Source organism: Ideonella benzenivorans, assembly GCF_020387415.1.
GTDB lineage: Bacteria > Pseudomonadota > Gammaproteobacteria > Burkholderiales > Burkholderiaceae_C > Ideonella > Ideonella benzenivorans.
The window spans coordinates 207,839-229,882 of record NZ_JAGWCB010000008.1; the positions used below are offsets into that span (position 1 = coordinate 207,839).

Annotated in this window: 24 protein-coding genes; 15 read left to right on the forward strand and 9 right to left on the reverse strand. The window is 68.6% G+C overall.

The annotated features are described in order from the left end of the window. Nucleotides 1-32: 32 nt before the first annotated feature. The gene (locus KGA65_RS06680) at nt 33-1,715 is read right to left on the reverse strand and encodes an electron transfer flavoprotein-ubiquinone oxidoreductase (RefSeq protein ID WP_225862366.1); all 1,683 of its coding nucleotides are present in this window, start codon (nt 1,713-1,715) and stop codon (nt 33-35) included. A gap of 304 nt (nt 1,716-2,019) precedes the next feature. Between KGA65_RS06680 and KGA65_RS06685 the strand changes: the two genes are divergently transcribed. The 3 genes from KGA65_RS06685 to KGA65_RS06695 are packed head-to-tail and all read left to right on the forward strand — an operon-like array spanning nt 2,020 to nt 3,919. Beyond that, nucleotides 2,020-2,802 (forward strand): SDR family oxidoreductase, encoded by a 783-nt coding sequence (locus tag KGA65_RS06685; RefSeq protein ID WP_225862367.1) that lies wholly within the window; start codon nt 2,020-2,022, stop codon nt 2,800-2,802. Further along, nucleotides 2,786-3,475 carry a YceH family protein gene (locus KGA65_RS06690; RefSeq protein WP_225862368.1) on the forward strand — a complete coding sequence of 230 codons (690 nt, stop codon included), beginning with the start codon at nt 2,786-2,788 and terminating at the stop codon, nt 3,473-3,475. The genes KGA65_RS06685 and KGA65_RS06690 overlap by 17 nt, the downstream gene beginning before the upstream one ends. Before the next feature lie 12 nt (nt 3,476-3,487). Further along, on the forward strand, nt 3,488-3,919 hold the full coding sequence (locus tag KGA65_RS06695) for an acyl-CoA thioesterase (RefSeq protein WP_225862369.1): 432 nt from the start codon (nt 3,488-3,490) through the stop codon (nt 3,917-3,919). A gap of 31 nt (nt 3,920-3,950) precedes the next feature. Here the strand turns inward: KGA65_RS06695 and KGA65_RS06700 are convergent, their stop codons facing one another. Next, nucleotides 3,951-4,502, reverse strand: a complete 552-nt coding sequence (locus KGA65_RS06700; RefSeq protein ID WP_225862370.1) for a PAS and helix-turn-helix domain-containing protein — start codon at nt 4,500-4,502, stop codon at nt 3,951-3,953. Nucleotides 4,503-4,613: 111 nt separating this feature from the next. Here KGA65_RS06700 and KGA65_RS06705 point away from each other — a divergent pair, with 111 nt between their 5' ends. The 4 genes from KGA65_RS06705 (at nt 4,614) to KGA65_RS06720 (ending at nt 7,740) form a co-directional block, all read left to right on the forward strand. Continuing rightward, the gene (locus tag KGA65_RS06705) at nt 4,614-5,312 is read left to right on the forward strand and encodes a CoA transferase subunit A (protein WP_225862371.1); all 699 of its coding nucleotides are present in this window, start codon (nt 4,614-4,616) and stop codon (nt 5,310-5,312) included. 19 nt (nt 5,313-5,331) lie between these two features. After that, a complete protein-coding gene (locus KGA65_RS06710; RefSeq protein ID WP_225862372.1) occupies nt 5,332-5,970 on the forward strand; it encodes a CoA transferase subunit B in 639 nt (212 codons plus the stop codon). Between the two features lie 180 nt (nt 5,971-6,150). Beyond that, a complete protein-coding gene (locus tag KGA65_RS06715) occupies nt 6,151-6,579 on the forward strand; it encodes an Hsp20/alpha crystallin family protein (RefSeq protein ID WP_225862373.1) in 429 nt (142 codons plus the stop codon). 75 nt (nt 6,580-6,654) lie between these two features. After that, on the forward strand, nt 6,655-7,740 hold the full coding sequence (locus tag KGA65_RS06720; protein WP_225862374.1) for a S1C family serine protease: 1,086 nt from the start codon (nt 6,655-6,657) through the stop codon (nt 7,738-7,740). A 19-nt stretch (nt 7,741-7,759) separates the two neighbouring features. Here the strand turns inward: KGA65_RS06720 and KGA65_RS06725 are convergent, their stop codons facing one another. From KGA65_RS06725 to KGA65_RS06735, 3 genes are all read right to left on the reverse strand, one after another. After that, nucleotides 7,760-8,197: a hypothetical protein gene (locus KGA65_RS06725; protein ID WP_225862375.1), complete on the reverse strand. Its 438-nt coding sequence runs from the start codon at nt 8,195-8,197 to the stop codon at nt 7,760-7,762. Nucleotides 8,198-8,277: 80 nt separating this feature from the next. Further along, complete coding sequence (locus tag KGA65_RS06730) at nt 8,278-8,733, reverse strand: LapA family protein (RefSeq protein WP_225862376.1); 456 nt, start codon at nt 8,731-8,733, stop codon at nt 8,278-8,280. 80 nt (nt 8,734-8,813) lie between these two features. After that, nucleotides 8,814-10,028: a YbfB/YjiJ family MFS transporter gene (locus KGA65_RS06735; protein ID WP_225862377.1), complete on the reverse strand. Its 1,215-nt coding sequence runs from the start codon at nt 10,026-10,028 to the stop codon at nt 8,814-8,816. Nucleotides 10,029-10,089: 61 nt separating this feature from the next. Here KGA65_RS06735 and KGA65_RS06740 point away from each other — a divergent pair, with 61 nt between their 5' ends. Beyond that, nucleotides 10,090-10,926 carry an AraC family transcriptional regulator gene (locus KGA65_RS06740; RefSeq protein ID WP_225862378.1) on the forward strand — a complete coding sequence of 279 codons (837 nt, stop codon included), beginning with the start codon at nt 10,090-10,092 and terminating at the stop codon, nt 10,924-10,926. 15 nt (nt 10,927-10,941) lie between these two features. Here the strand turns inward: KGA65_RS06740 and KGA65_RS06745 are convergent, their stop codons facing one another. The 4 genes from KGA65_RS06745 to KGA65_RS06760 all read right to left on the reverse strand — a co-directional run bounded on the left by KGA65_RS06745 (nt 10,942) and on the right by KGA65_RS06760 (nt 15,895). Next, nucleotides 10,942-11,493, reverse strand: a complete 552-nt coding sequence (locus KGA65_RS06745; protein ID WP_225862379.1) for an NADPH-dependent FMN reductase — start codon at nt 11,491-11,493, stop codon at nt 10,942-10,944. Nucleotides 11,494-11,567: 74 nt separating this feature from the next. Beyond that, a complete protein-coding gene (locus KGA65_RS06750) occupies nt 11,568-12,779 on the reverse strand; it encodes an efflux RND transporter periplasmic adaptor subunit (RefSeq protein ID WP_225862380.1) in 1,212 nt (403 codons plus the stop codon). A 5-nt stretch (nt 12,780-12,784) separates the two neighbouring features. After that, the gene (locus KGA65_RS06755; RefSeq protein WP_225862381.1) at nt 12,785-15,166 is read right to left on the reverse strand and encodes an ABC transporter permease; all 2,382 of its coding nucleotides are present in this window, start codon (nt 15,164-15,166) and stop codon (nt 12,785-12,787) included. 6 nt (nt 15,167-15,172) lie between these two features. Then, nucleotides 15,173-15,895, reverse strand: a complete 723-nt coding sequence (locus KGA65_RS06760; RefSeq protein ID WP_225862382.1) for an ABC transporter ATP-binding protein — start codon at nt 15,893-15,895, stop codon at nt 15,173-15,175. A gap of 118 nt (nt 15,896-16,013) precedes the next feature. On the opposite strand from KGA65_RS06760, the gene KGA65_RS06765 reads away from it, so the two are divergent. From KGA65_RS06765 to mtlD, 7 genes are all read left to right on the forward strand, one after another. After that, nucleotides 16,014-17,873 carry a gamma-glutamyltransferase family protein gene (locus KGA65_RS06765; protein ID WP_225862383.1) on the forward strand — a complete coding sequence of 620 codons (1,860 nt, stop codon included), beginning with the start codon at nt 16,014-16,016 and terminating at the stop codon, nt 17,871-17,873. Nucleotides 17,874-18,132: 259 nt separating this feature from the next. Continuing rightward, entirely contained in the window at nt 18,133-18,318 is a 186-nt protein-coding gene (locus KGA65_RS06770; RefSeq protein ID WP_225862384.1) for a hypothetical protein, read from the forward strand. 77 nt (nt 18,319-18,395) lie between these two features. Then, entirely contained in the window at nt 18,396-18,794 is a 399-nt protein-coding gene (locus tag KGA65_RS06775) for a hypothetical protein (RefSeq protein ID WP_225862385.1), read from the forward strand. Between the two features lie 169 nt (nt 18,795-18,963). Continuing rightward, entirely contained in the window at nt 18,964-19,263 is a 300-nt protein-coding gene (locus KGA65_RS06780; protein ID WP_225862386.1) for a helix-hairpin-helix domain-containing protein, read from the forward strand. Beyond that, entirely contained in the window at nt 19,260-19,445 is a 186-nt protein-coding gene (locus KGA65_RS06785; RefSeq protein WP_225862387.1) for a VOC family protein, read from the forward strand. Before KGA65_RS06780 ends, KGA65_RS06785 begins: the two co-directional genes overlap by 4 nt. A 42-nt stretch (nt 19,446-19,487) precedes the next feature. Beyond that, nucleotides 19,488-19,763, forward strand: a complete 276-nt coding sequence (locus KGA65_RS06790; protein ID WP_225862388.1) for a hypothetical protein — start codon at nt 19,488-19,490, stop codon at nt 19,761-19,763. A 118-nt stretch (nt 19,764-19,881) separates the two neighbouring features. Continuing rightward, complete coding sequence (gene mtlD, locus KGA65_RS06795; RefSeq protein WP_225862389.1) at nt 19,882-22,041, forward strand: bifunctional mannitol-1-phosphate dehydrogenase/phosphatase; 2,160 nt, start codon at nt 19,882-19,884, stop codon at nt 22,039-22,041. The last annotated feature ends 3 nt before the right edge of the window (nt 22,042-22,044 follow it).

Consider the following 22,044-nt stretch of genomic DNA (forward strand, 5'->3'; position numbering starts at 1 on the left):
CGGGAGCCGGCCACAGGCAGCCGGCAGGGGCGTCACATGCCCGCGTAGTTCGGGCCGCCGCCGCCTTCCGGGGTGACCCAGACGATGTTCTGCGTCGGGTCCTTGATGTCGCAGGTCTTGCAGTGCACGCAGTTCTGCGCGTTGATCACCAGCTGGTCCGCGCCGTCCTTGTTGACGAACTCGTACACCCCGGCCGGGCAGTAGCGGCTCTCGGGCCCCGCGTACTTGGCCAGGTTGATGCGCACCGGGACCGTCGCGTCCTTGAGCGTCAGGTGCGCCGGCTGGTTCTCCTCATGGTTGGTGTTGCTGATGAACACCGAGGAGAGACGATCGAAGGTCAGCTTGCCATCGGGCTTGGGGTAGTCGATCTTCGGGCACTCGGCTGCCGGGCGCAGGTAAACGTTGTCCGGCTGGGTGGCGTGCAGGGTCCAGGGCGGGGTCTGAACGCCCAGCTTGGGCAGCAGCCACTGCTCGATGCCCGTCATCATCTGACCGACGAGCTTCCCCTTCTTGAACCAGAGCTTGAAGTTGCGGGTCTGGTGCAGTTCCTCGGCCAGCCAGCTGGCCTCGAAGGCGCTCGGGTAGGCCGAGAGCTCATCCTGGGCGCGGCCCGCCTGCACGGCGTCAAACGCGGCTTCGGCGGCCAGCATGCCGCTCTTGATCGCAGCATGGCTGCCCTTGATGCGTGCCGCATTCAGGTAGCCGGCGTCGCAACCCACCAGGGCGCCGCCCGGGAACACCGTCTTGGGCAGGGCCTGCGGCGTGCCATTGTTGATGGCGCGCGCGCCGTAGCCGAGGCGCTTGCCGCCTTCCAGGTGGGCGCGGATGGCGGGATGGGTCTTCCAGCGCTGCATTTCCTCGAAGGGGCTCAGGTACGGGTTCTGGTAATCCAGGCCGATCACGAAGCCCAGGGTCACCTTGTTGCCTTCGAGGTGGTAGAGGAAGCCGCCGCCAAACGTGGAATCGGTCATCGGCCAGCCGGCGGTGTGCACCACCAGGCCGGGCTTGGCCTTCTCGGCCGGGATCTCCCACAGTTCCTTGATGCCGATCGCATAGCTTTGCGGATCCTTGCCGGCGTCGAGCTTGTACTTGGCAATCAGCTGCTTGCCCAGATGGCCGCGGGCACCTTCGGCGAAGATGGTGTACTTGCCCAGCAGTTCCATGCCGAGCTGGAAGTTCTCGGTGGGCTCGCCGTCCTTGCCGATCCCAACGTTGCCGGTGGCAATGCCCTTGACGCGGCCTTGCTCGTCATAGAGCACCTCGGCGGCGGCAAAGCCCGGGAAGATCTCCACGCCCAGCGCCTCGGCCTGTTCGCCCAGCCACTTGGTGACCGCACCCAGGCTGATCACATAGTTGCCGTGGTTGTGGAAATTGCGCGGCACCAGCCAGTCGGGTGTGCGGGTGCTGTCGGTCTCGGACAGGAACAACACGTCGTCGCCGGTGACCGGCTGGTTCAGCGGCGCGCCCCGCTCCTTCCAGTCCGGGAAGAGCTCTTGGATGGCGCGGGGGTCCATCACCGCCCCCGACAGGATGTGCGCGCCGGGCTCGGAGCCCTTTTCCAGCACCACCACATTGACCTCGGAGCCCTTCTCGGCCGCCAACTGCTTCAGGCGGATCGCGGTCGACAGCCCGGCCGGGCCACCGCCGACGATCACCACGTCGTATTCCATGGATTCGCGGGGGCCGTATTGGGCGAGAAGCTCGGCGGGGGTCATGGTCTGTCCTTGGGTGGGATATGAATCGTTGTTGCAACCCCGGTGTGTCTGGTGGCCACGACCAGTCCAGACAGGCGGGGAGGTTGTCAGCGCAGGGATTCTAGCGATCTGTACGTAAAAATAGCACGATCGTTCGTTTTTTGGAATGCTGAGATGTCCCGAGACCCCGTGACGGCGGCACCCGGGAACGTGCGTGCTATTGTTTCTGCAGCTGGCGGGGCGTGTGCTCTGCCATTTGGCGGCCTCGGGTGCATTGCCCTGGGGACGCCCTCCGACACTACAAGGGCTCCGTGCCCGCAACGCCATGAGCTACAACATCGATCTTTCGGGCCGCGTGGCCCTCGTCACCGGCGCCTCCAGCGGCCTGGGCGCCCAGTTTGGCAAGACCCTGGCCCGGGCCGGCGCCGCCGTGGTGCTGGCCGGCCGCCGTCTGGACCGCCTGAAGGCCTTGCGGGCCGAGATCGAGGGCGACGGGGGCGACGCCCATGTGGTCGAGCTCGACGTGACCGACCCGGACAGCATCAAGTCGGCCGTGGCCCATGCCGAGACCGAGACTGGCACGATCGACATCCTGGTCAACAACTCCGGCGTGAGCACCACGCAGAAGCTCACCGAGGTCACGCCCGAGGACTACGACTTCGTGATGAACACCAACGCGCGCGGCGCCTTCTTCGTGGCGCAGGAAGTGGGCAAGCGCATGATCGCCCGCTCGCGCGGCGCGGCGCCAGGCACCTTCACCGGCGGGCGCATCGTCAACATCGCCTCGATGGCCGGCCTGCGGCCGCTCAGCCAGATCGGCGTCTATGCGATGAGCAAGGCGGCCGTGGTGCACATGACCAAGGTGATGGCGCTGGAGTGGGGCCGTTACGGCATCAACGTCAACGCCATCTGCCCGGGCTACATCGACACCGAGATCAACCACCGCCACTGGAGCACCGACGCGGGGCAGAAGCTGATCCAGATGCTGCCGCGCAAGCGCGTGGGCCAGGCGCAGGATCTGGATGCGGTGCTGATGATGCTGTGCGCCAACGAGAGCCATTTCATCAACGGCGCCGTGGTGCAGGCCGACGATGGATTCGGACTTTGAACCGCTGAGCGCGCTGCAGGCGCGCGTGCTGGGCGTGCTGGTCGAAAAACAGCACACGGTGCCCGACACCTACCCGCTGTCGCTCAACGCGCTGGTGGCCGGCTGCAACCAGAAGACGGCCCGCCTGCCGGTGATGGAGGCCACCGAGTCGGAGGTGCTGGCGGTGCTGGACGAGCTCAGGCGCCGCAGCCTGGTGGTGGAGGTCAGCGGCAACCGGGTGCCGCGCTTCGAGCACAACCTGGCCCGTGGGTTGAATGTGCCGGGGCAGGGCGTGGCCCTGCTGGCGGTGCTGATGCTGCGCGGCCCGCAGACCGCGGCCGAGCTGCGCCTGAACAGCGAGCGCCTGCACCGGTTTGCCGACATCTCCTCGGTCGAGGCCTTCCTGGACGAACTGGCCGCCAAGACCCCTGCGCGGGTGCTGCGGCTGCCGCGCGCGCCCGGGGAGCGCGAAGCCCGCTGGGCCCATCTGCTGTGCGGTGAGCCGGTGGTGGTGGCAGGCAGTGCCGCAGCACCGGCACCCCCGGCCACCGAGAGCGAGCAGGTGGCCGAGTTGCGGGCCGAGCTGGCCCGGCAGGCCGCTGAGCTGGTCGAACTGCGCGTGCAGCTGAACCAGCTGCGCGCGCAATTGCAGTCTGTGCAGTCTGAACTGGGGCTGAGCGCCCCCACCCCTTGAGAAGAGTCTCCGATGCGATTTGAACTGCCCGCCGAAAAGACCCAGGTCTTCGACCTGGTGCTGCCGATGCGCTGGGGCGACATGGACGCCTACGGCCACATCAACAACACGGTCTACTTCCGCTACTTCGAGAGCCTGCGGGTGGACTGGCTGCTGAGCCTGGGCCGCCCCCTGCAGGATGGCGGCAGCGGGCCGGTGGTGGTCAACGCCTTCTGCAGCTACCTGCGCCAGGTGACCTACCCGGGCGAGCTGCGGGCGCGGCTCTATGTCGGCCAGCAGGGCCGCAGCAGCATGGAAACCTTCTTCACGCTGGAGCGCGCCGACGAGCCGGGCGTGACCTGTGCCGAAGGGGGCGCGACCATGGTCTGGATGGACTTCGCCACCGGCCGTTCCGTGCCCATGCCGGACTGGCTGCGGCAGGCCGCCTGTCCGGCCGCGGACTGAGCCGCCCGCCGTCTCAGCGGCGGGCGCGGCCTCAGTGCTCGCCCGCCAGCAGCCGGTGCACCAGCTCGGCGGTGGTGCCGGCGCTCATCTTGCGCATCAGTCGCGCGCGGTAGACATCCACCGTGCGCGGGCTGATGTCCAGCTTGCGGCCGATCTCCTTGCTGGTCAGCCCATCGACCAGCAGCGCGGCGATCTCGCGCTCGCGGCCGGTGAAGTCCACCTTCAGCACCCGCCGGGCGGACAGGTCCTGGAAGCTCCAGATGCCTGCGGCGTGCGGGTCTTCAGCGTCCAGCGCGCGGCCGGCCACGTGGCACCAGAACAGCTCGCCGTTGGCCCGCTTCATGACCCGGTCGTCGGCATAGCGGCCTTGCTCGTCGAGCGCAGCCAGAATGCGGTCGCCGGTGCGCTCGAACTCGGCCGTGCTGGGGTAGAGCACCTCGAAGGACTGGCCAAGCAGCTGTTCGCGCCGCGCATCGAAGATCGTCAGCAGCTGGCGGTTGCAGTCCACGATCAGTCGGTTGCGGGACAGGACCATCCCAATCGGGGCCATGTCGAAGGCGGTGCGGTAATCCAGTTCCAGCATGACGGCGAAGCTTAAGGGGGGGACCCTTAGGGAATTTTGCGTAACGACTACTTAATGCCTTACGTAGTACGCTGGCGGGATTCCAGACCGAAACGACCGGAGGCATTCCCGATGAACAAGATCTACCCGAGTGCCGAGGCTGCGCTCGAAGGCATCATCCACGACGGCCAGTTGCTGGCCGTGGGCGGCTTCGGATTGTGCGGCATCCCTGAAGCGCTGATCGACGCACTGCAGGCCACCGGCAAGAAGGACTTCACCGTGGTCTCCAACAACGCGGGGGTGGACGGCTTCGGTCTGGGCAAGCTGCTGGCCACCCGGCAGATCAAGAAGATGATCTCCAGCTACGTGGGCGAGAACAAGGAGTTCGAGCGCCAGTACCTGAGCGGCGAGCTGGAGCTGGAGTTCACGCCGCAGGGCACGCTGGCCGAGCGCCTGCGCGCCGGTGGCGCCGGCATCCCGGCCTTCTTCACCCGCACCGGCGTGGGCACCGTGGTGGCCGAGAACAAGCCGACGCAGGAGTTCGACGGCAAGACCTATGTGATGGAGCGCGGCATCGTGCCCGAGGTCTCGCTTGTGAAGGCCCACATGGCCGACACCAGCGGCAACCTGCGCTTTCGCCGCACCGCGCGCAACTTCAACCCCAATGTCGCGATGGCCGGCAAGATCACCGTGGTCGAGGTGGAAAAGATCGTCGACAAGGGCGCGATGGACCCGGACGACGTGCATCTGCCAGGCATCTTCGTGCACCGCATCGTGCTGAATGCCACCCCCGAGAAGCGCATCGAGCAGCGCACCACCCGCAAAGCCTGAGCCGCGAAGGAGAACGACCATGGCATGGACCCGTGACGAGATGGCGGCCCGCGCGGCCAAGGAGCTGCAGGACGGCTACTACGTGAACCTGGGCATCGGCCTGCCCACGCTGGTGGCTAACCACGTGCCGGCGGGCATGGAGGTGTGGCTGCAGAGCGAGAACGGCCTGCTGGGCATCGGCCCCTTCCCGACGGAAGAGGAGGTGGATGCCGACATGATCAACGCCGGCAAGCAGACGGTGACCACGCTGCCGGGCTCGTCGATCTTCAGCAGCGCCGACAGCTTCGGCATGATCCGCGGCGGCAAGATCAACCTGGCCATCCTGGGCGCGATGCAGGTCAGCGAGAAGGGCGACCTGGCCAACTGGATGATCCCCGGCAAGATGGTCAAGGGCATGGGCGGCGCGATGGACCTGGTGGCCGGCGTGAAGAACGTCGTCGTGCTGATGGAGCACGTGGCCACCAAGAAGGATGGCAGCACCGACATGAAGATCCTGCCGGCCTGCACCCTGCCGCTGACCGGCCTGGGCGTGGTGGACCGCATCATCACCGACCTGTGCGTGCTGGACGTGACGCCGCACGGTCTGAAGGTGGTGGAACTGGCGCCTGGCGTCACCTTCGAGGAGGTGCAGACCAAGACGGGGGTGCCGGTGCATTGAGGGCGTCCATCGGCGTTCGACACCGGGAAGGGGGCCATGTGGCCCCTTTTTTTCATGCCCACGGATCTTGATGCAGCACAAGTTGCTCCTATGTAGGCTTCAGGATGATTTCGGCGGTTCCGGGTGGCGTCACCCGCCGTCCGGGATCATGTTCATGTGAACCGAGGGAAAGGAAAAACCATGGCCAATCTGCCTGTCAGCCGTACCAATCTGTTCGATGAATTCTTCCGCGACATGGCGCCCGGCTTCTTCGTCCGTCCGCTGCATGGCGAAGGCCTGCCGCAGCAGATCAAGGTGGACGTCAAGGAAGACGCCGAGAACTATGTCGTCCACGCCGAGATGCCCGGGGTGTCCAAGGACGACATCCACGTCACCATCGACGGCCCGGTGGTCTCGCTGAGCGCCGAGATCAAGCAGACCGACGAGAAGAAGGACGGCGAGCGCGTGCTGCGCAGCGAGCGTTATTTCGGCTCCGTCTCCCGCAGCTTCCAGCTGCCGATGGACATCGACGAGGCGCGTGCTGCGGCCAAGTACGATGCGGGTGTGCTGACACTCACGCTGCCGAAGAAGGCGGCCGGCGCGGGCGCACGCCGTCTGCAGATCGACTGAGCCGCCGGGGCCGCCTGCCGGCCCCGACCCCTCCGTGACACCTCACGCGGGCTTCGGCCCGCGTTGTCGTTGCCCATGCGCACCTTTCTGACAATCTCCCTGCTGGCCTTGGCGATGACGGGCCTGGTGCCCGCTGCCGAGGCCGCCCGGCCGGCCGCCGTGCCGCGGGCCGTGACCCCGCGGGCCCCGCTGGATGCCGAGGAACAGAACAACATCGCGGTCTTCCGCACGGTGTCACCCTCGGTGGTCAACATCACCGCGCTGGGGCTGGAGCGGGACTTCTTCTCGCTCAACGTTCAACAGGTGCCGCAGGGCACCGGCACCGGTTTCGTGTGGGACACGGCCGGCCATGTGGTCACCAATTTCCACGTCATCCAGGGCGCCAACGCGGCGCGGGTGACGCTGGCCGACCAGTCCAGCTACAAAGCCGAACTGGTGGGGGCCTTTCCCGACCGGGACCTGGCGGTGCTGCGCATCGCCGCTCTGGCCGCTCAGCTCAAGCCGGTGCCGCTGGGCACCAGCCGCGATCTGCAGGTCGGGCAGAAGGTCTATGCCATCGGCAACCCGTTCGGCCTGGACCAGACGCTGACCACCGGCATCATCAGCGCGCTGAACCGGGAGATCGAGTCCGTCACCCGCCGGCCGATCAAAGGCGCCATTCAGACCGACGCGGCGATCAACCCCGGCAATTCCGGCGGGCCCTTGCTGGATTCCGCCGGCCGGCTGGTGGGGGTCAACACGGCGATCTACAGCCCGACCGGCGCCAGCGCCGGCATCGGCTTCGCCATCCCGGTGGATGAGGTGAACCGGATCGTGCCGCGGCTGATCCGCGATGGCCGGATGGTGCGACCTGCCCTGGGCGTGACGACTGCCCCGCCCGAGTGGAACCGCACCCTGGGTCTGCCCCGCGGCGTGGCCATCGTGCGCGTGCAGGCGCAGGGCCCGGCGGCCAAGGCCGGCCTGAAGCCCTTTGCCCGCGGCGAGGGCCGCGTCATCCCCGGCGATGTGATCACCGCCATCAACGGCCAGCCGGTGGCCACGCTCGACGACATGCTGACCGCCCTGGAGCGGCTGCAGCCAGGCGATGGCTGTGTGCTGACCCTGTGGCGCGCCGGCCAGACCCGGCAGCAGCGGGTCACGCTGGCCGAGTCCGACGACTGAGGCGGTGGGGTGCGCCGGTTCAGCCAGCCTGGAACAGGCTGCTGATCGGCCGCACCGAGGCGCGCGCCATCTGGGCGCCTTCGACCGCCTTCAGGCGCAGCACCTGGTGCGGGGCGGCGTGGGCGGCCTTGGCGGGCAGCTGCAGACCGTCGTGGGTGCAGCGGATGGTGTCCGGGGCCACGCCCAGGGCCACCAGGTGCTCGGTCAGCACGTCCAGGGCCTGGGCCCGCTGTTCGCTGGAATCCGGGGCACAGGAGCCCAGCACCAGGTAATGCCGGCGGTCGGCACGCAAGGTGTCGGCCAACCAGTCCCGCAGCGCGGTGAGATCGGCCTCGGGCAGTTCGGGGCTGGGGCTGCTCACAGTGAGGATGAACTCGTCATCCTGCGGGACCGAGGGGGCCGGGGTGGCAGCAGAAGCGGAGCGGGGCGCCTGGGGCGCGACGGCGTTTCTGGTCATCGTGCAGTCTCCTTGTGTCGGCTTGAAGCGGGGTGATTATAAATTTGCACCAATGCATTGCCGACGCGGCCCCCCAGATTTCAGGAGGCCGGACCCTGCAGGCTGCGGTCGAGCTTGTCCTCCATTTCCGCCAGGTGGGCGGACAGTTCCCGCACGGCTTCCTCGGTGCGGGCCAGCAGGCGCTGCTCGCCCGCCTGGCGGGCCGTTTCCTGCTGCTGCACCAGGGCTTCCAGCCGGCTCTGCAGGGCGGTGAAGCGCGAGGCCTCGGCCTGATCGGCCAGCTCGCGTTGCGACTGCAGTTCCTTGGTGAAGCGGCGGGTTTCGACCAGCAAATGGGCCTGTTGGAACACGATGTAGAAGAGGAACAGGCCGGAAATCAACACCGTGGCCCCCAGCAGGATCAGCCCCAGCGGGGCCTGGATCTGCATCAGGCCCAGGGAGAGGGCGGTCGGTGCACTCAGGGCCTGCCAGTTCAGTGCTGCAAACAAGCCCAGCAGCAACCAGACGGCGAGCAGGGTGAGGGTACGGATCTTCATGCGGTCCTTTCGCGTGCGGCCCCGGGCCGTCCCGGGCTGCCGATCCCGCTGAGTATGCGCGCCGTCGGCGGCGGGGCGGCTCAGGCCGGCTGCAGACGTGCCAGGCGCTGCTGCTGGCGGTCCAGGGCCAGCAGCAGGCCCATGCCGATCAGCATCACCGCCGCGGCCAGCCACAAGGCGCCTTGGTAGCTGCCGGTGCGTTGGGCGATCTGGCCGGCCAGCGCTGGCGCCAGGATCTGGCCCGCGCCGTAGCTCAGTGTCAGACGGGCCATGGCCCGGGCCGGGTTGGCGGGCTCGTGGCGGCCAACATAGGCCAGCGTCAGGCCGACGATGCCGATGAAGGTGGCGCCGTACAGCACCGCGCCCACCAGCGCGGCGGCCAGGCCATCGACCGCCAGCGGCAGCAGGAAGGACACGATCTGCACCGCATAGGCGGCCAGCAGGGCCCGCACATCGCCTGCCCTTCGGGCCAGCCGGTCCCACCAGAGCACCGCGGGGGCGGCGGCCAGGCCCACCACCACCCAGGTCAGGTTGCCCCCGCCGGCCATGCCGGGCTGGCGCACGATGATGGCCACCAGAAAGGTGGCGCTGATCACATAGCCCACCCCGGCACAGAAATAGGCCGCCGGCAGCAGCAGGCTGCCGCGCGGCGCGGTGGGCGCGGGCGGTGGGGCCGTGGGCGCCGCGTCGGCCGGCCGCGCCGCCGGGGCCGGCATCCAGTGCCAGGCCGGCACGGCCAGCAGCACGGTCAGCCCGCCCAGGGCCAGCCACTGCTGGGCCCAGTCCAGGTGCCCGGCCATCAGCATGGCGGCCACGCCCGACACCGCCAGCCCCAGGCCCAGGCCGATGAAATGGATGCCCAGTTCCGGCCGCCGCCCGTGGGCAACCAGCCAGGCCAGCACCATGCCTGAGCCCAGCAGCATGCCGCCCACCGCCGCCACCCCGGCGATGAAGCGCAACACGCCCCACAGCAGCAGCGACTGGGTCAGCCCCATGCCGGCGGTGCCCACCACGCCGGCCACCAGGCACAGCCGGTAGGCGGCAAAGCGCCAGCGCGGGGCGTGCAACTGGGTGGCGACCCAGCAGCCCGCCATGTAGCCGGCGTAATTCCAGGACGCCAGCCAACCGCCGGCGGCGGCGCTCAGGCCGGCCTGGTCCTGCATCACCGGCAGCAACGGGGTGTAGGCAAAGCGGGCCAGGCCCACGGTGAGCAGCAGGGCACAGACCCCGGCGGCCAGCACCTGCCAGGGCTGCAGCGTGGACGGGGCGGTGGGCGTGGAAACGGGGGTGGCCATGTGGCCGATTCTGGAAAGCCCGGGGCCTGTCTGTCTGTCGATGGGCAGACAATGACTGTCGATGAAACGACAACCCGGCCCGCCGATGCCCTGGCAGCCGCTGCGTCTGCCGGAGGACCAGGCCCCGCCGCGGCCGCTGGCCGTGCGGGTGCAGTCGCTGCCGGCCCACCACCATTTCCCGGAGCACCGCCACCCCTGGCACCAGTTCGTCTACGCCAGCAGTGGCGTGTTGACCGTGACCGCCGCCGGGCAGTGTTTCGTGATCGCGCCGCAGCAGGCGGTCTGGGTGCCGGCCGGGCTGCCGCACCGCACCGCCTCGCTGCTGGGCGCGGAATTCCGCAGCCTGTATGTGGATGCCCAGGCGCTGGCCGGCCCCCAGGGGCAGTGCACGCTGCTGGCGGTCACGCCTTTTCTGCGGGCGTTGATCCTGGAGGCGGGCGAACTGCTGCCAGCCGATCCGGCCGGGCCCCCGACCCCGGCGGCGACGGACGAAGAAGCCCGCCATCTGACGGCGCTGATCCTGGCCCGGCTGGCCCGCCTGCAGCCGCTGCCGGCCTCCTTGCCCTGGCCGCAGGCCGCCGGTCTGGGGGAGATGTGCGAGGCGCTCTATGCCAACCCCACCGATGAGCGCGATCTGGCCGCCTGGGCGGCGCAGCTGCACCAGAGCGGCCGCACGCTGAGCCGCCATTTCCAGCGCGAGACCGGCATGACCCTGCGCGCCTGGCGCCAGCGGCTGCGCCTGTTCAAGGCGGTGGAGCTGCTGGCCGGTGGGCAGGACGTGACGCAGGTGGCGTTGGCGCTGGGTTACGCCAGCCCCTCGGCCTTCACCGCGATGTTCCGGCAGACGATGGGGCAGCGCCCCAGCGCCTACCGTCAGCAGATGCGCGAGATGCGCTGAGCCGCTTCCGCTGCTTTAGCCGTGCGCGGCCGCCACGGCGGCGCTCAGGGCCTTCATCTGCTCGCCGACCAGGCCCTTGAGTTTCTCGTCGACCAGGTTGCCCTCGCTGTCGAAGGCGCCGGCAAAGGCATTGGCAAAGACCTCGGGCTTGTTGAGCGGCCGCAGGTCCAGGAACACGCAGACCTGGCGCAGGTGGTATTGGGCCCGCGAGGTGCCCATGCCGCCGCCCGCGCCCATCAGGGCCACGTGCTTGCCCGCCAGCAGGCCGTTGTTGGGCTCGCGCGAGGCCCAGTCCAGGATGTTCTTCAGCGCCGGGGCCAGCGAGTAGTTGTACTCGGTGCAGGCCAGCACCAAGGCGTCCGCCTGGGCCAACTGGGCGAAGACGCGCTGCACGCTGGCCGGCTTCTCGGTGATGTCGGCGTTGTAGAAGGGGATGTCGTTCAGATCGGCGATCTCCATCGTGGTGCCGGCCGGCAGGGCCGCCTGGGCCGCGCGCAGCAGGCCGCGGTTGGTGGAGGCGCGGCGCAGGCTGCCGGCGATGCCGAGAAACCGAAGGGATGAGCTCATGTCTGTTCCTGTGAAGGTCCGCAAACGGCGGACGACGCCCCCATTCTGGGCCGCTGCGGCTGGCCCCGTGGTGCTCAGGGTTGGCGCGGGGCCACGCGCGCACCATCGCGCACCGTGTCGGGCGGGTAGATGATCACCTGCGTGCCCTCGCGCAGGGTCTCGCCCACCCAGGCCTGCTGGGCGTTGCGGGCCTTCAGGCTCACCGGCTGCAGCCGGGCCTGGCCGCCATCCACCACGAACACACCCCAGCCGGCCGCCGCGCCGCCCTGGCTGGCCGGCAGCGGAAACAGCGCGCCCACGGGCACCGTCAGCGCATGGGCCTGCTGGCGGGTGAGGATGCGCACGCCCACGCGGTAGCCGTCGCCCAGGGCCGCCCACTGCGCGGGCGGGCTGGTCAGGTCCATCAGCACGTTCACCCGCTGCTCCTCCACCCCCAGGGCGGACACCTTGGTGAAGCCGCCGGGCTCGATCAGCCGCACCCGGGCCTGCAGGGGCTGCGGCCTGCCCCAGCCCTCGATGCGCACCGGGCTGCCGGGATGCACCTGCAGCGCATCGGTGGTCAGCAGCTCGGCCAGCACCTCCAGGCGCCGGGTGTCGCCCAGTTCCAGCAGCGGCGTGCCCAGCGCCACGGTGGTCTCGCTCGTCTGGTTCACCTTCAGCACGCGGCCGCTGATGGGCGCGTGCACGGCAAAGGGCTCGCCCGGGGTGGCCCGGCTGGCGGCCTGCAGCGCGGCCTGGGCCTGTTGTTGCTGGAAGCGGGCCGTTTCCTCGGCCGCGCGGGCGGCCTCGTGTTCGGCCCGGGCCTGGTCGGCGGCCAGGGCATCGCTGTCGCGCTTGCTGGCCGAGACAAAGCCCTGGCGGGCCAAGGCCTCGCTGTGGCGCAAGTCGTTCTCGGTCTGGGCCAGATGGGCCTGGGCGGCCCGGGCCTGGTGACGGGCCGTCTGCAGCGTGGCCTGGGCGGCCGACAGCGCAGCCTGCAACTGGGCCCGATCCCGTGCGCCCAACAGCGGGCTGAGCGTGGGCTGCAGTGTGGCCAGCACCTGGCCGGCTTGCACGCTGTCGCCCTCGCGCCAGGCGATGCGCTGCAACTGCCCGGCCAGCGGTGCAGCCACCACGAAGCGATCGCGCAACCGGGTGCGGCCGTCCTCGTCCACCGTGGTCTCGAAGTCGGCAAAGCGGGCCGGCGCCACCTCCACCTCAACGGGGCGGGGCCGGAAGGCCCAGGCCAGCAACAGGACGGCGGCCGTGGCCGCCAGGCTCAGGGTGATCCAGGAGCGTCGTGTCATGGGGTTCACTCGCGGGTTTTGAGGGCGCCGACGATGTCGAGCCGGTCGATGCGCCGGCGCACCACCAGCGCACTGGCCAGCCCGGCCGCGGCCACGCACAGGGCCGCCCAGGCGTAGCTGCGGGGCTGCAGGGCCACCGGGAAATGGAATTGGTCGCTCTTGAGCAGTTCGGTCACGGCGTGCACCAAGCCGCTGCCCAGCAGCATGCCCAGCGGCAGCGCCACCGCGATCGACAGGCCCAGCTCGCCCAGCAGCAGGGCCGAGACCTCGCCCCGGGTGAAGCCCAGCACCCGCAGGCTGGCCAGCTCCCAGGCGCGCTCGGCCAGCGCGATGCGGGCGTTGTTGTAGACCACCCCCACCGCGATCACCGCCGCGAAGGCCGTCAGCACCGCGCCCATGATGCGCACGTTGCGGGCGCTGACCTCCTGCATGTTGCGCAGCATGCTGGCCTTGCTGAACGCGCCCGCCACCTGCGGCAGGGCGCGGGTGGCGGCCAGGAAGGCGTCCTCCTGCCCGCGCGCCACCTGCACCAGGTAGGCGTTGGCCAGGTCGTCGTCGCCCAGCAGGCGGTTGAGGGTGTGCAGGTCCATGTAGGCGTTCAGACCCATCATCTCGTCCACCACCGCGTCCACCGGCAATTGCAGCACCCGGCCGCGGCCTTCCAGCACCTCCACCTGCACTGTGTCACCCACGCGCAGGCCCAGCTTGGTGGCCAGCCGGTCAGTCAGCAGCAGGCCCTGGCCCGGCACCGTGTGCACGCGGTCGTCCAGGTCCACCGCGCGCAGCAGCTGCGGGTCCGGCGGCTGGCCCAGGATGCCGGCACGCTCGCGGTGGTGGCCGTTGACCAGCGTCACCGCCACCTGGCGGGCCGGCTCCACCGCCAGCACGCCGGGCAGGCGGGCCAGCTCCAGGCCGGCCCGTTGCGGGCCTGGTTCATAGAGCCAGACCTGCACATCGGCCCGCATGCGCACATGGAACTGCATGTCCACGATGCGGTCCATCGCGTCGCGGAAGAAGCTGCCCATCACCACGATGGCCACCGCCGCCGCCACCCCGCCGATGGACAGCGCGGTGCGCAGCGGCCGGCGCTCCATCTGGCGCAGGATCATGCGCAGCGTGGTGTTCATGCGGGCCAGGCCCAGCCGTTCCACCAGGGTGCGGCGGTAGTGGCCCGGGGCCGGCGGGCGCATGGCCTCGGCCGGGGCCAGCCGCACCGTGGCCGCGATGGCGTTGAGCGTGCCCGCCACCGCGGTCAGCAGCGCGGTGCCCACGCTCAACAGCACCAGCCAGGCCGGCAGCACATGCTCGAAGCGGGGAAAGCGGAAGAACTCGGCGTACAGACCGGTGAGCATGCGCCCCAGCGCACTGCCCAACCCCAGGCCCAGCAGGCAGCCCAGCGCGACGATGGCCAGCACCAACTTCAGGTAGTGCGCGCCGATGCTGCTGTTGGGGTAGCCCAGGGCCTTGAGGGTGGCGATCTGCTCGCGCTGGGTGGCCACCAGGCGCGAGACCACCACGTTCAGCAGAAAGCTGGCCACGCCCAGGAAGATGGCCGGCAGCACGCTGCCCAGCACATGCTGCTCCTTGATCTCGTTGTCCAGCATGGCGTGGGAGGTCTGGTCCTCGCGGGCGATGGCCTCGCGCCCACCGTAGCGGGCCAGCCGGCGCTGCAGCGCATCGCGCACGGCCGGCAGGTCCGCCCCGGGGGCCAGCTTCACCGCCACGTGGTTGAAGGCGTCGGCCATGTCGTAGGCCGCGGCCAGGGCCTCGCCATCGACCCAGAACACGCCGAAGCCGCGCTGGTCGGGGATGCCGAACGGCCCCGCGAAGATGTACTCGGGCGACAGGGCGGTGCCGGTCACCTCCAGCGTGCGTTCGCGGCCGTTGATCAGCGCGGTGAGGTGGCTGCCGGGCCGCAGCCCACGGGCCTCGGCGAAGGCTTCGGAGACCCAGACGGGCAGGGTGCCGTCGGTGCGCGGCCGGCCGGGGTGGTCGGCGGCGTCGCCCGCGTGCGGCCCCCGCAGCGTGGTCAGGTTCAGGCGCGGTGGGCGGCGCACGTCCAGGCCGATCAGGTGGCCGATGATCGGGTCGCTCTGCCCTTCGATCTGCACCCGCACATCGGCCTCCACCGTGGTCTGCACATCGGCCACGCCCGGCAGGGCCCGCAGGGTGTCGGCCAGCGACAGCGGCGCGCGTTTGAGGCTGACGAACACATCGGCGAAGTGGCCCTGGGCGTAGAACGCATCGCGCGCCCGCGCCAGCGAATCGACCGCCGACAGCGTGGTGATGAAGCCGCCCACACCGCTGGCCACCACCAGCGCGATGGTCAGCGCCTGGCTCCACATCAGGCGCAGGTCGCGCAGCAGCTTGAGGTTCAGGGCCTTCATCGCGGGCTACCAGGCCAGTTCCGACGGCGACAGCTTGTGGCTGTTCTCGACGATCTTCTGGATGCGCCCATCGCCCAGGTAGACCACCCGGTCGGCCATGCCGGCAATGGCGGCGTTGTGCGTGATCACCACCGCCGTGGTGCCCAGCTCGGCGTTGATGCGGGCGATGACCTCCAGCACCAGCTTGCCGGTCTGGTAGTCCAGTGCGCCGGTGGGTTCGTCGCACAGCAGCACGTCCGGCCGCTTGACGATGGCGCGGGCGATGGCCACGCGCTGCTGCTCGCCGCCGGAGAGCTGGGCCGGGAAGTGGTCCCGGCGCGGGCTCAGCCCGACCCGGTCGATGGCTTCGTCGATGTCCATCGGCGCGGCCACGATGTCCGTCACCAGCGCGACGTTCTCGCGCACCGTCAGGCTGGGGATGAGGTTGTAGAACTGGAACACGAAGCCCACGTGCTCGCGCCGGTAGCGGGTGAGGGCGGCCTCGTCGGCATGCGCCAGGTCGTGGTCGGCAAAGCGCACCTCGCCCTGGCTGGGCGTGTCCAGCCCGCCCAGGATGTTGAGCAGCGTGCTTTTGCCACTGCCCGAGGCGCCCAGCAGCACCAGAAACTCCCCCCGGCGGATGTCCAGCGAGACATCGCGCAAAGCCGTCACCGCCACGGCACCGCTGCCATAAACCTTGGCGAGGTGGTGGATCTGGAAGACGACCGGGGCCGGGGTGGGAGGCGTCATGGGCAGGGGATGGGCAGCGTTGCGGCCATTCTTGGCGGCGGGGGCGGTGTGACGCTTGACTGACATCAAGCCAGGCCGGCGCTAGCATGGGCCGGTCCTCCAGCTTCCGGGTGCTCCGATGAACGGTCTTTCCCCTGTGCTTCTGCGGTCTGGTGCCCACGGTCGGTGGGGGCGCCTGCGTTGGGGGGGCGCGCTGCTGGCGCTCAGCCTGGCGGCCTGTCAGACGGCGGTGCCGGTGGCGCCCGCACCGGCCAGTGTGGCGCCAGAGCTGGCCACCGGCTGGCAAGCCAAGCCCGGCTGGTGGTTCGACCACCAGGCCGTGGCCGCGGCCAACCCGCTGGCCGCGGCGGCTGGGGCTGAAATGCTGCGCGCAGGCGGCTCGGCCGTGGACGCCGCGGTGGCCGTGCAGATGGTGCTGGCCCTGGTGGAGCCCCAATCCAGCGGCATTGGCGGCGGTGGCTTTCTGCTGCTGTGGGATGGTCAGGCCCTGGAGGCCTGGGACGGCCGCGAGACCGCGCCCGCCGCCGCCACCGAACGCCTGTTCCTCAAGCCCGACGGCCAGCCCATGGCCTTTGCCGACGCGGTGCAGGGCGGCCGGGCGGTGGGCGTGCCCGGCGCCGTGGCCATGCTCGAAGCCGTGCACCGCGCCCATGGCCGACTGCCCTGGGCCCGGCTGTTCCAGCCCGCCATCCGCCTGGCCGACGCCGGCTTTGCCATCAGCCCGCGCCTGTACAGCCTGCTGCAGGACAGCAAGGTGCTGAAGGCCGACCCGGCCGCCCGGGCCTATTACTACCAGCCCGAGGTGGCCGGCCAAGCCCTGCAACCCTGGCCGGTGGGCCATGTGCTGCGCAACCCCGCACTGGCCGAGGTGCTGCGCCGCATCGCCCAGCAGGGCAGCCGCGCGCTGCTGACCGGCCCGGTGGCCGCCAGCATCGTGGCCAAGGTGCGCAGCCACCCCGGCAACCCCGGCCTGCTGACCGAGGCCGATTTGGCCGCCTACCGGCCGGCGAAGCGCGCGGCCCTGTGCGCCGACTGGCGCGCCCTGCGCGTCTGCGGCATGCCGCCGCCCTCGTCGGGCGAGATCGCCATCGCCCAGATCCTGACCCTGCTGGACGCGCTGCCCCCGGCCAGCGGCCCCGCGCTGAAGGACGGCCACCCCACGGTGGAGACGCTGCACCGCTACACCGAGGCCGCCAACCTGGCCTTTGCCGACCGCGCCCTCTACGTGGGCGACCCCGCCTTCGTGAAGCCGCCGGCCGGCCGCTGGGCCAGCCTGCTGGACCCGGCCTACCTGCACCAGCGCGCCACGCTCATCGGCCCACGCGCCATGGGCAGTGCCACCGCCGGCGTGCCGCCCGGCGCCACCGTGGCCTACGGGCCCGCCGCCCCGCAGCCCGAGCACGGCACCAGCCACATCAGCATCGTCGACGCGCAAGGCCAGGCCATTGCCTTCACCACCACGGTGGAAAGCGCCTTCGGCACCGGCCTGCTGGTGGATGGCGGCACCGGCCTGCCCGGCGGCTTCCTGCTCAACAACCAGCTGACCGACTTCAACTTTGCCCCTGACGACGCCCAGGGCCGGCCCACCGCCAACCGGGTGCAGCCCGGCAAGCGCCCCCGCTCCAGCATGAGCCCCACGCTGGTCTTCCAGCGCGACAACGGCCAGTTGCGGATGACCCTGGGCTCCCCCGGCGGCGCGGCCATCATTCATTACGTGACCAAACTGCTGCTGGGCACCCAGGTGTGGGGCCTGGACGCCCAACAGGCCGCCAACCTGCCCAATTTCGGGAGTTTCAACGGCCCCACCGTGTTGGAGGCGGGTCAATTCGGCCCCGACACCACCGCCGGCCTGAAAACCCTGGGCCACGAGGTGCGCGAAATGGAACTCAACAGCGGCGCCCAACTGCTGCAGCGGCGCGACGGCTGCTGGTTTGGCGCGGCCGACCCGCGGCGGGAGGGGGCGGTGGAGGGGAATTGAGTGGCGGGTGTCTGGCTGCAAATTGTTTCTGTACGAAGCCAAAGCCGGTATGGCGGGAGAAATCCATCGTTTTGTGGATGGCCGGTGGCCGACCTGTTGCAGCGACCCTTTTGTCGCTCTGTTGTGAAATGATATTATGATAGGGGCTTCTCAAATCAAATCGATCCCAGCATTTGTAGAAATACTGGCGTCAGGATGTTCTTCTGGTTCATCAAGGTTGTTCATGGCGAGAAGTGGGGTCGATAGATGATTGGGCGGCATGGCATTATTTGTGGAGAGCAAAAGTTGGGGTTTTCATTGTTTTCCCAACCGCCAAGAATCTCTCAGATTCCATGGCCAGTACCTGGATCGCCATCTTGTTTCTGATTGTGGTCTGATGGCTCAGAGGGGAGCCTCCGCGCTGGCGCTGGGGTATTTGATTTCAACTGAAATTAATTCAAGATGAGCAAGATTTGTTTTTGATTAATTTCCGTGATTTTCTGAAAATTTCTGTCGAAATTATTTCGCCACCCGGGGGTATTGATGCTGGAGTTCATGGTTATCGGTTTGGTGATTTTCATTGCTCTATTCGTCGCGGCAACGAAAAAGGGTATATCTTCCTTGGGGGTGCGAACCAAGAGAATGCTTTCCGTTGCCGCGAAAGGCTCCCAGGAGTCTGTTCTGAAATCCGTCATAAGGTTTGCACAACAGTCGGGCTACAAGGTTGTTGCACTTGATGAAAAAAGAGGTCACCTGGTTCTGGAAGAACCGGCGTCTCTTTTCAGCTGGGGCTTTTTCTTTCCTGTATTCGTCTCGGCACAACAGGATGGCTCAAGCTTGATCGAGGTTGGCATTAAAAGTAAATTCTCTCAATGTGGCCCTGTTGTGTCCCGTTCACACGAGAGATTCGTGACAGGCCTTAAGGCCGCCCTGTTTGAATGAGCTCATCAGAACCTGCTTGCGCAGGCCCGCTGTCGGTTCAGATTGTCAAATATTAACTGCAGAGCAGGCGTGGCTCTATATCTGCCGCTTCTGTCGTCGGTTTCACTGTGGGTCCAACTCGGACGCCAATGCTTCACATCGTCGTTGGGTAACCTGAGCGCTGGTCACTATGAGTCCAAACAAAGTCGATCGCACCAAGGTGAGAAAACTCACCGACCTGCCCAACGTCGGGAAAGCCATGGCCGAAGATCTTCGGTTGCTTGGTTTTTCTTCGCCAGAACAGATCGCAGGGGCATGCCCGTTTGAGATGTATCACCGCCTCGGTGTGATCACGGCCATGCGTCACGATCCATGCGTCATGGATGTGTTCATGTCCATCACGACGTTCTTGAACGGCGGTCCCTCCCGTCCGTGGTGGGAGTTCACCGAAGCGCGAAAGGCCGCTGGCCTTGGAACGGTGGAGAAATGAAGTTCGGCTGCACCATGGTGTATGTCTCTTCGGTCCCTGATGCCCTGTCCTTCTATGAGAAGGCCTTCGGGTTTCAGGTTCGCTTTCTCCATGAATCCGAGCAGTACGGTGGATTGGAATCGGGCTCGACCATCCGGGCCGTTGCGTCCCTGACGGCGCTGTGCTCGCTGTTGGCCGGTTGACCTGTCAGCAGGGACGGGAAGGTTCTTGAGGGGCAGCGCCAGATGAAGCGCGCCAGTGGCGAATCCTTGGTCGCGCTGGAGGCGCTGCTGCGCGAACTCCGCTCCTTGGCAGGGGTGACCGAGCGGAAGCCGGGGATCTTCTATCGCCAGGGCGGGGCGTTCCTTCACTTTCACGAAGATCCGGCCGGGCCGTTCGCCGACGTCAAGCTTGACGGCGCCGCGTTCAGCCGTTGGCCCGTCAACACCGAGGACGAGCGGGCACTGTTGCTGACCCAGGTGCGGTGGGCCTTGGTGGCGGGTAGGCGCGGAGGCCTGTGAGGGGGATCCGTCCGCATCCCAAACGCCCGATCGCGGAAACGGGTAAAATTACATTTCGACAAATGTAATTTGGGTTCGCAGCCTGCCTGTGGACCCTTGAGAAGGGACCCCCCGCCGGATGCTCAAGTTCAAGGACCAGACCCTCGAAAGCGCCATCTTTGACATGGATGGAACGATGTTCGACACCGAACGTCTGCGGTTCCAAACGCTCTCCCAGGCGGCCGAAGAGTTGTTCGGTCAGCCGTTCACGGAGGCGGTGCTGATGGGGTCTCTGGGCCTGAGCGCCACCAAGGCGGAAGCGCTGGCCAAGCAGCATTACGGGGATGACTTCCCCTACGCCGCCATCCGCCGGCGGGCCGATGCGCTGGAGCTGCAGCATGTGCGCAGCCAGGGCGTGCCGATCAAGCCGGGTCTGCTGCCGGTGCTGGAGCGGCTGCGCCGCGCCGGGTTGAAGATGGCGGTGGCCACCTCCAGCCGCCGGGCGATCGCCGAGGAATACCTGATCAATGCCAACGTGTTCAAGTATTTCGACCTGCTGGTCTGCGGCGACGAGGTGCAGCAGGGCAAGCCGCACCCGGAGATCTTTCTGCGGGCGGCGCAGGCGCTGAACAGCGCGCCGGCCGATTGCCTGATGTTCGAGGATTCGGAGAACGGCCTGCGGGCCGCGGCGGATGCCGGCGGGCGCGCGATCCTGGTGGAAGACATCAAGCCGCCGCGGCCCGAGGTGGCGGCGCGTGCCTTCGCCCGTTATCCCTCGCTGCGAGCCTTCCTGCTGGAGCTGGCGGCTTGCACGCCCAAGCTGCCGATGCCCGCGCTGACCGAGCCCTTTCCCCAGGCCGTCAACCTGTTGAAGGCCGGCGTCCATGGCTTCGGGGCGATGGGGGGCGGCTATCTGGCGCAGGTGTTCTCGCACTGGGATGGCTACACCCGCCCGCACGAGATCATGGCCTCCACCGGCAACGCGCTGCTGCGCGAGGCGGTCAACGCCTTTGGCAAGTACAGCGTGCGCTACGGCAGCCTGGCCTTTGACCAGACCATCGCGCGCATGCGCATGGTCGATGCGGCGGACACGGCGGCCATCGCCAGCATGTACCGCGACTGCGAGATCGTCGGCCTGTGCCTGCCGGAGCAGGCGGTGGCCGCGCAGGCTGGCACCATTGCCCAGGGCTTGGCCGAGCGTTTTCGCAGCCACGGCCAGAGCCTGACGGTGCTGGTGGTGCTCAACAAGGTGGGCGGCGCGCAGTTCGTGCGGGACCGGGTGGGCGAGGCCTTGCGCACCCAGGTGTCCGCACGCGAGGCGCGGCAGATCCTGGCCCGCACCGAATTCACCGAGACGGTGGTGACGCGCATCGTCTCCAAGCTGGGCGAGGAGGCGCTGCTGCGCCAGCTGCGCATCAAGCACGACCTGTATGCGCAGAACGTGGCCCAGGTGCGCGAGACGCCGGTGGACACCCAGGCGATGGTGGCCGCGGTCAGCGCCGAGCATGCCGACGCATTGGCGCCCATCGTCAGCTCACTGCGCGACGCGGCCGAGCCAGCCAGCGCGATGGCGCCGCTGCACCTGGTGCTGTTCCACAGCGAGCCGGACATGGCGCTCTACGTCCAGCAGGGCAGCGAGTTGCTGGAGCACCTGCGCCAGGTGGACACCGTGCCGGACATCCGCGAGATCCAGACGCTGAAGAACCGGCTGTGGAACGGCCCGCACGCCATCATCGCCTGGTATGCGGCGCTGCTGGGGCACGCCACCATCGGCCATGCGATGGGCGACACCCGGGTGCAGGCGCTGCTGGACCATCTGTTGGATGCCGAACTGCAGCCGGCGCTGGCGGCGCTGTACCCGGCCCAGCGTCAGCGCATGGCCGATCTGGCCAAGACCTTCCGCACGCGCAGCGCCCATGCCTTCAAGGACCCCTGCGAGCGGGTCGGCCGGGACCCCTTGCGCAAGCTGCAGCGCGAAGAGCGGGTGCTGGGCAGCCTGGCGATGGTGCAGGCCCAGGGCGGCAGCGGCAGCGGCCTGGCCCTGGGGGCGGCGCTGGCCATCTGGTATGCCTTGCATCACCCGGGCGCCGCCGAGGAGGCGGAATGCGCTACCCTGCGCGCGCTGTACGCGCCGCGCCAATCCCTGGCGGATGTGCTGACTTGGCAGGGCGATTACCACGGCCGGCCGTATCCCGGCCTGCAGGCCGAGCGGGATGCCGAGCTGCTGGCGGCGGTCCAGGGGCATCTGGACCGCCTGCAGGCCGAGGGCCTGCGCTATCTGGACCAGCCGGTCCTGTAGAAC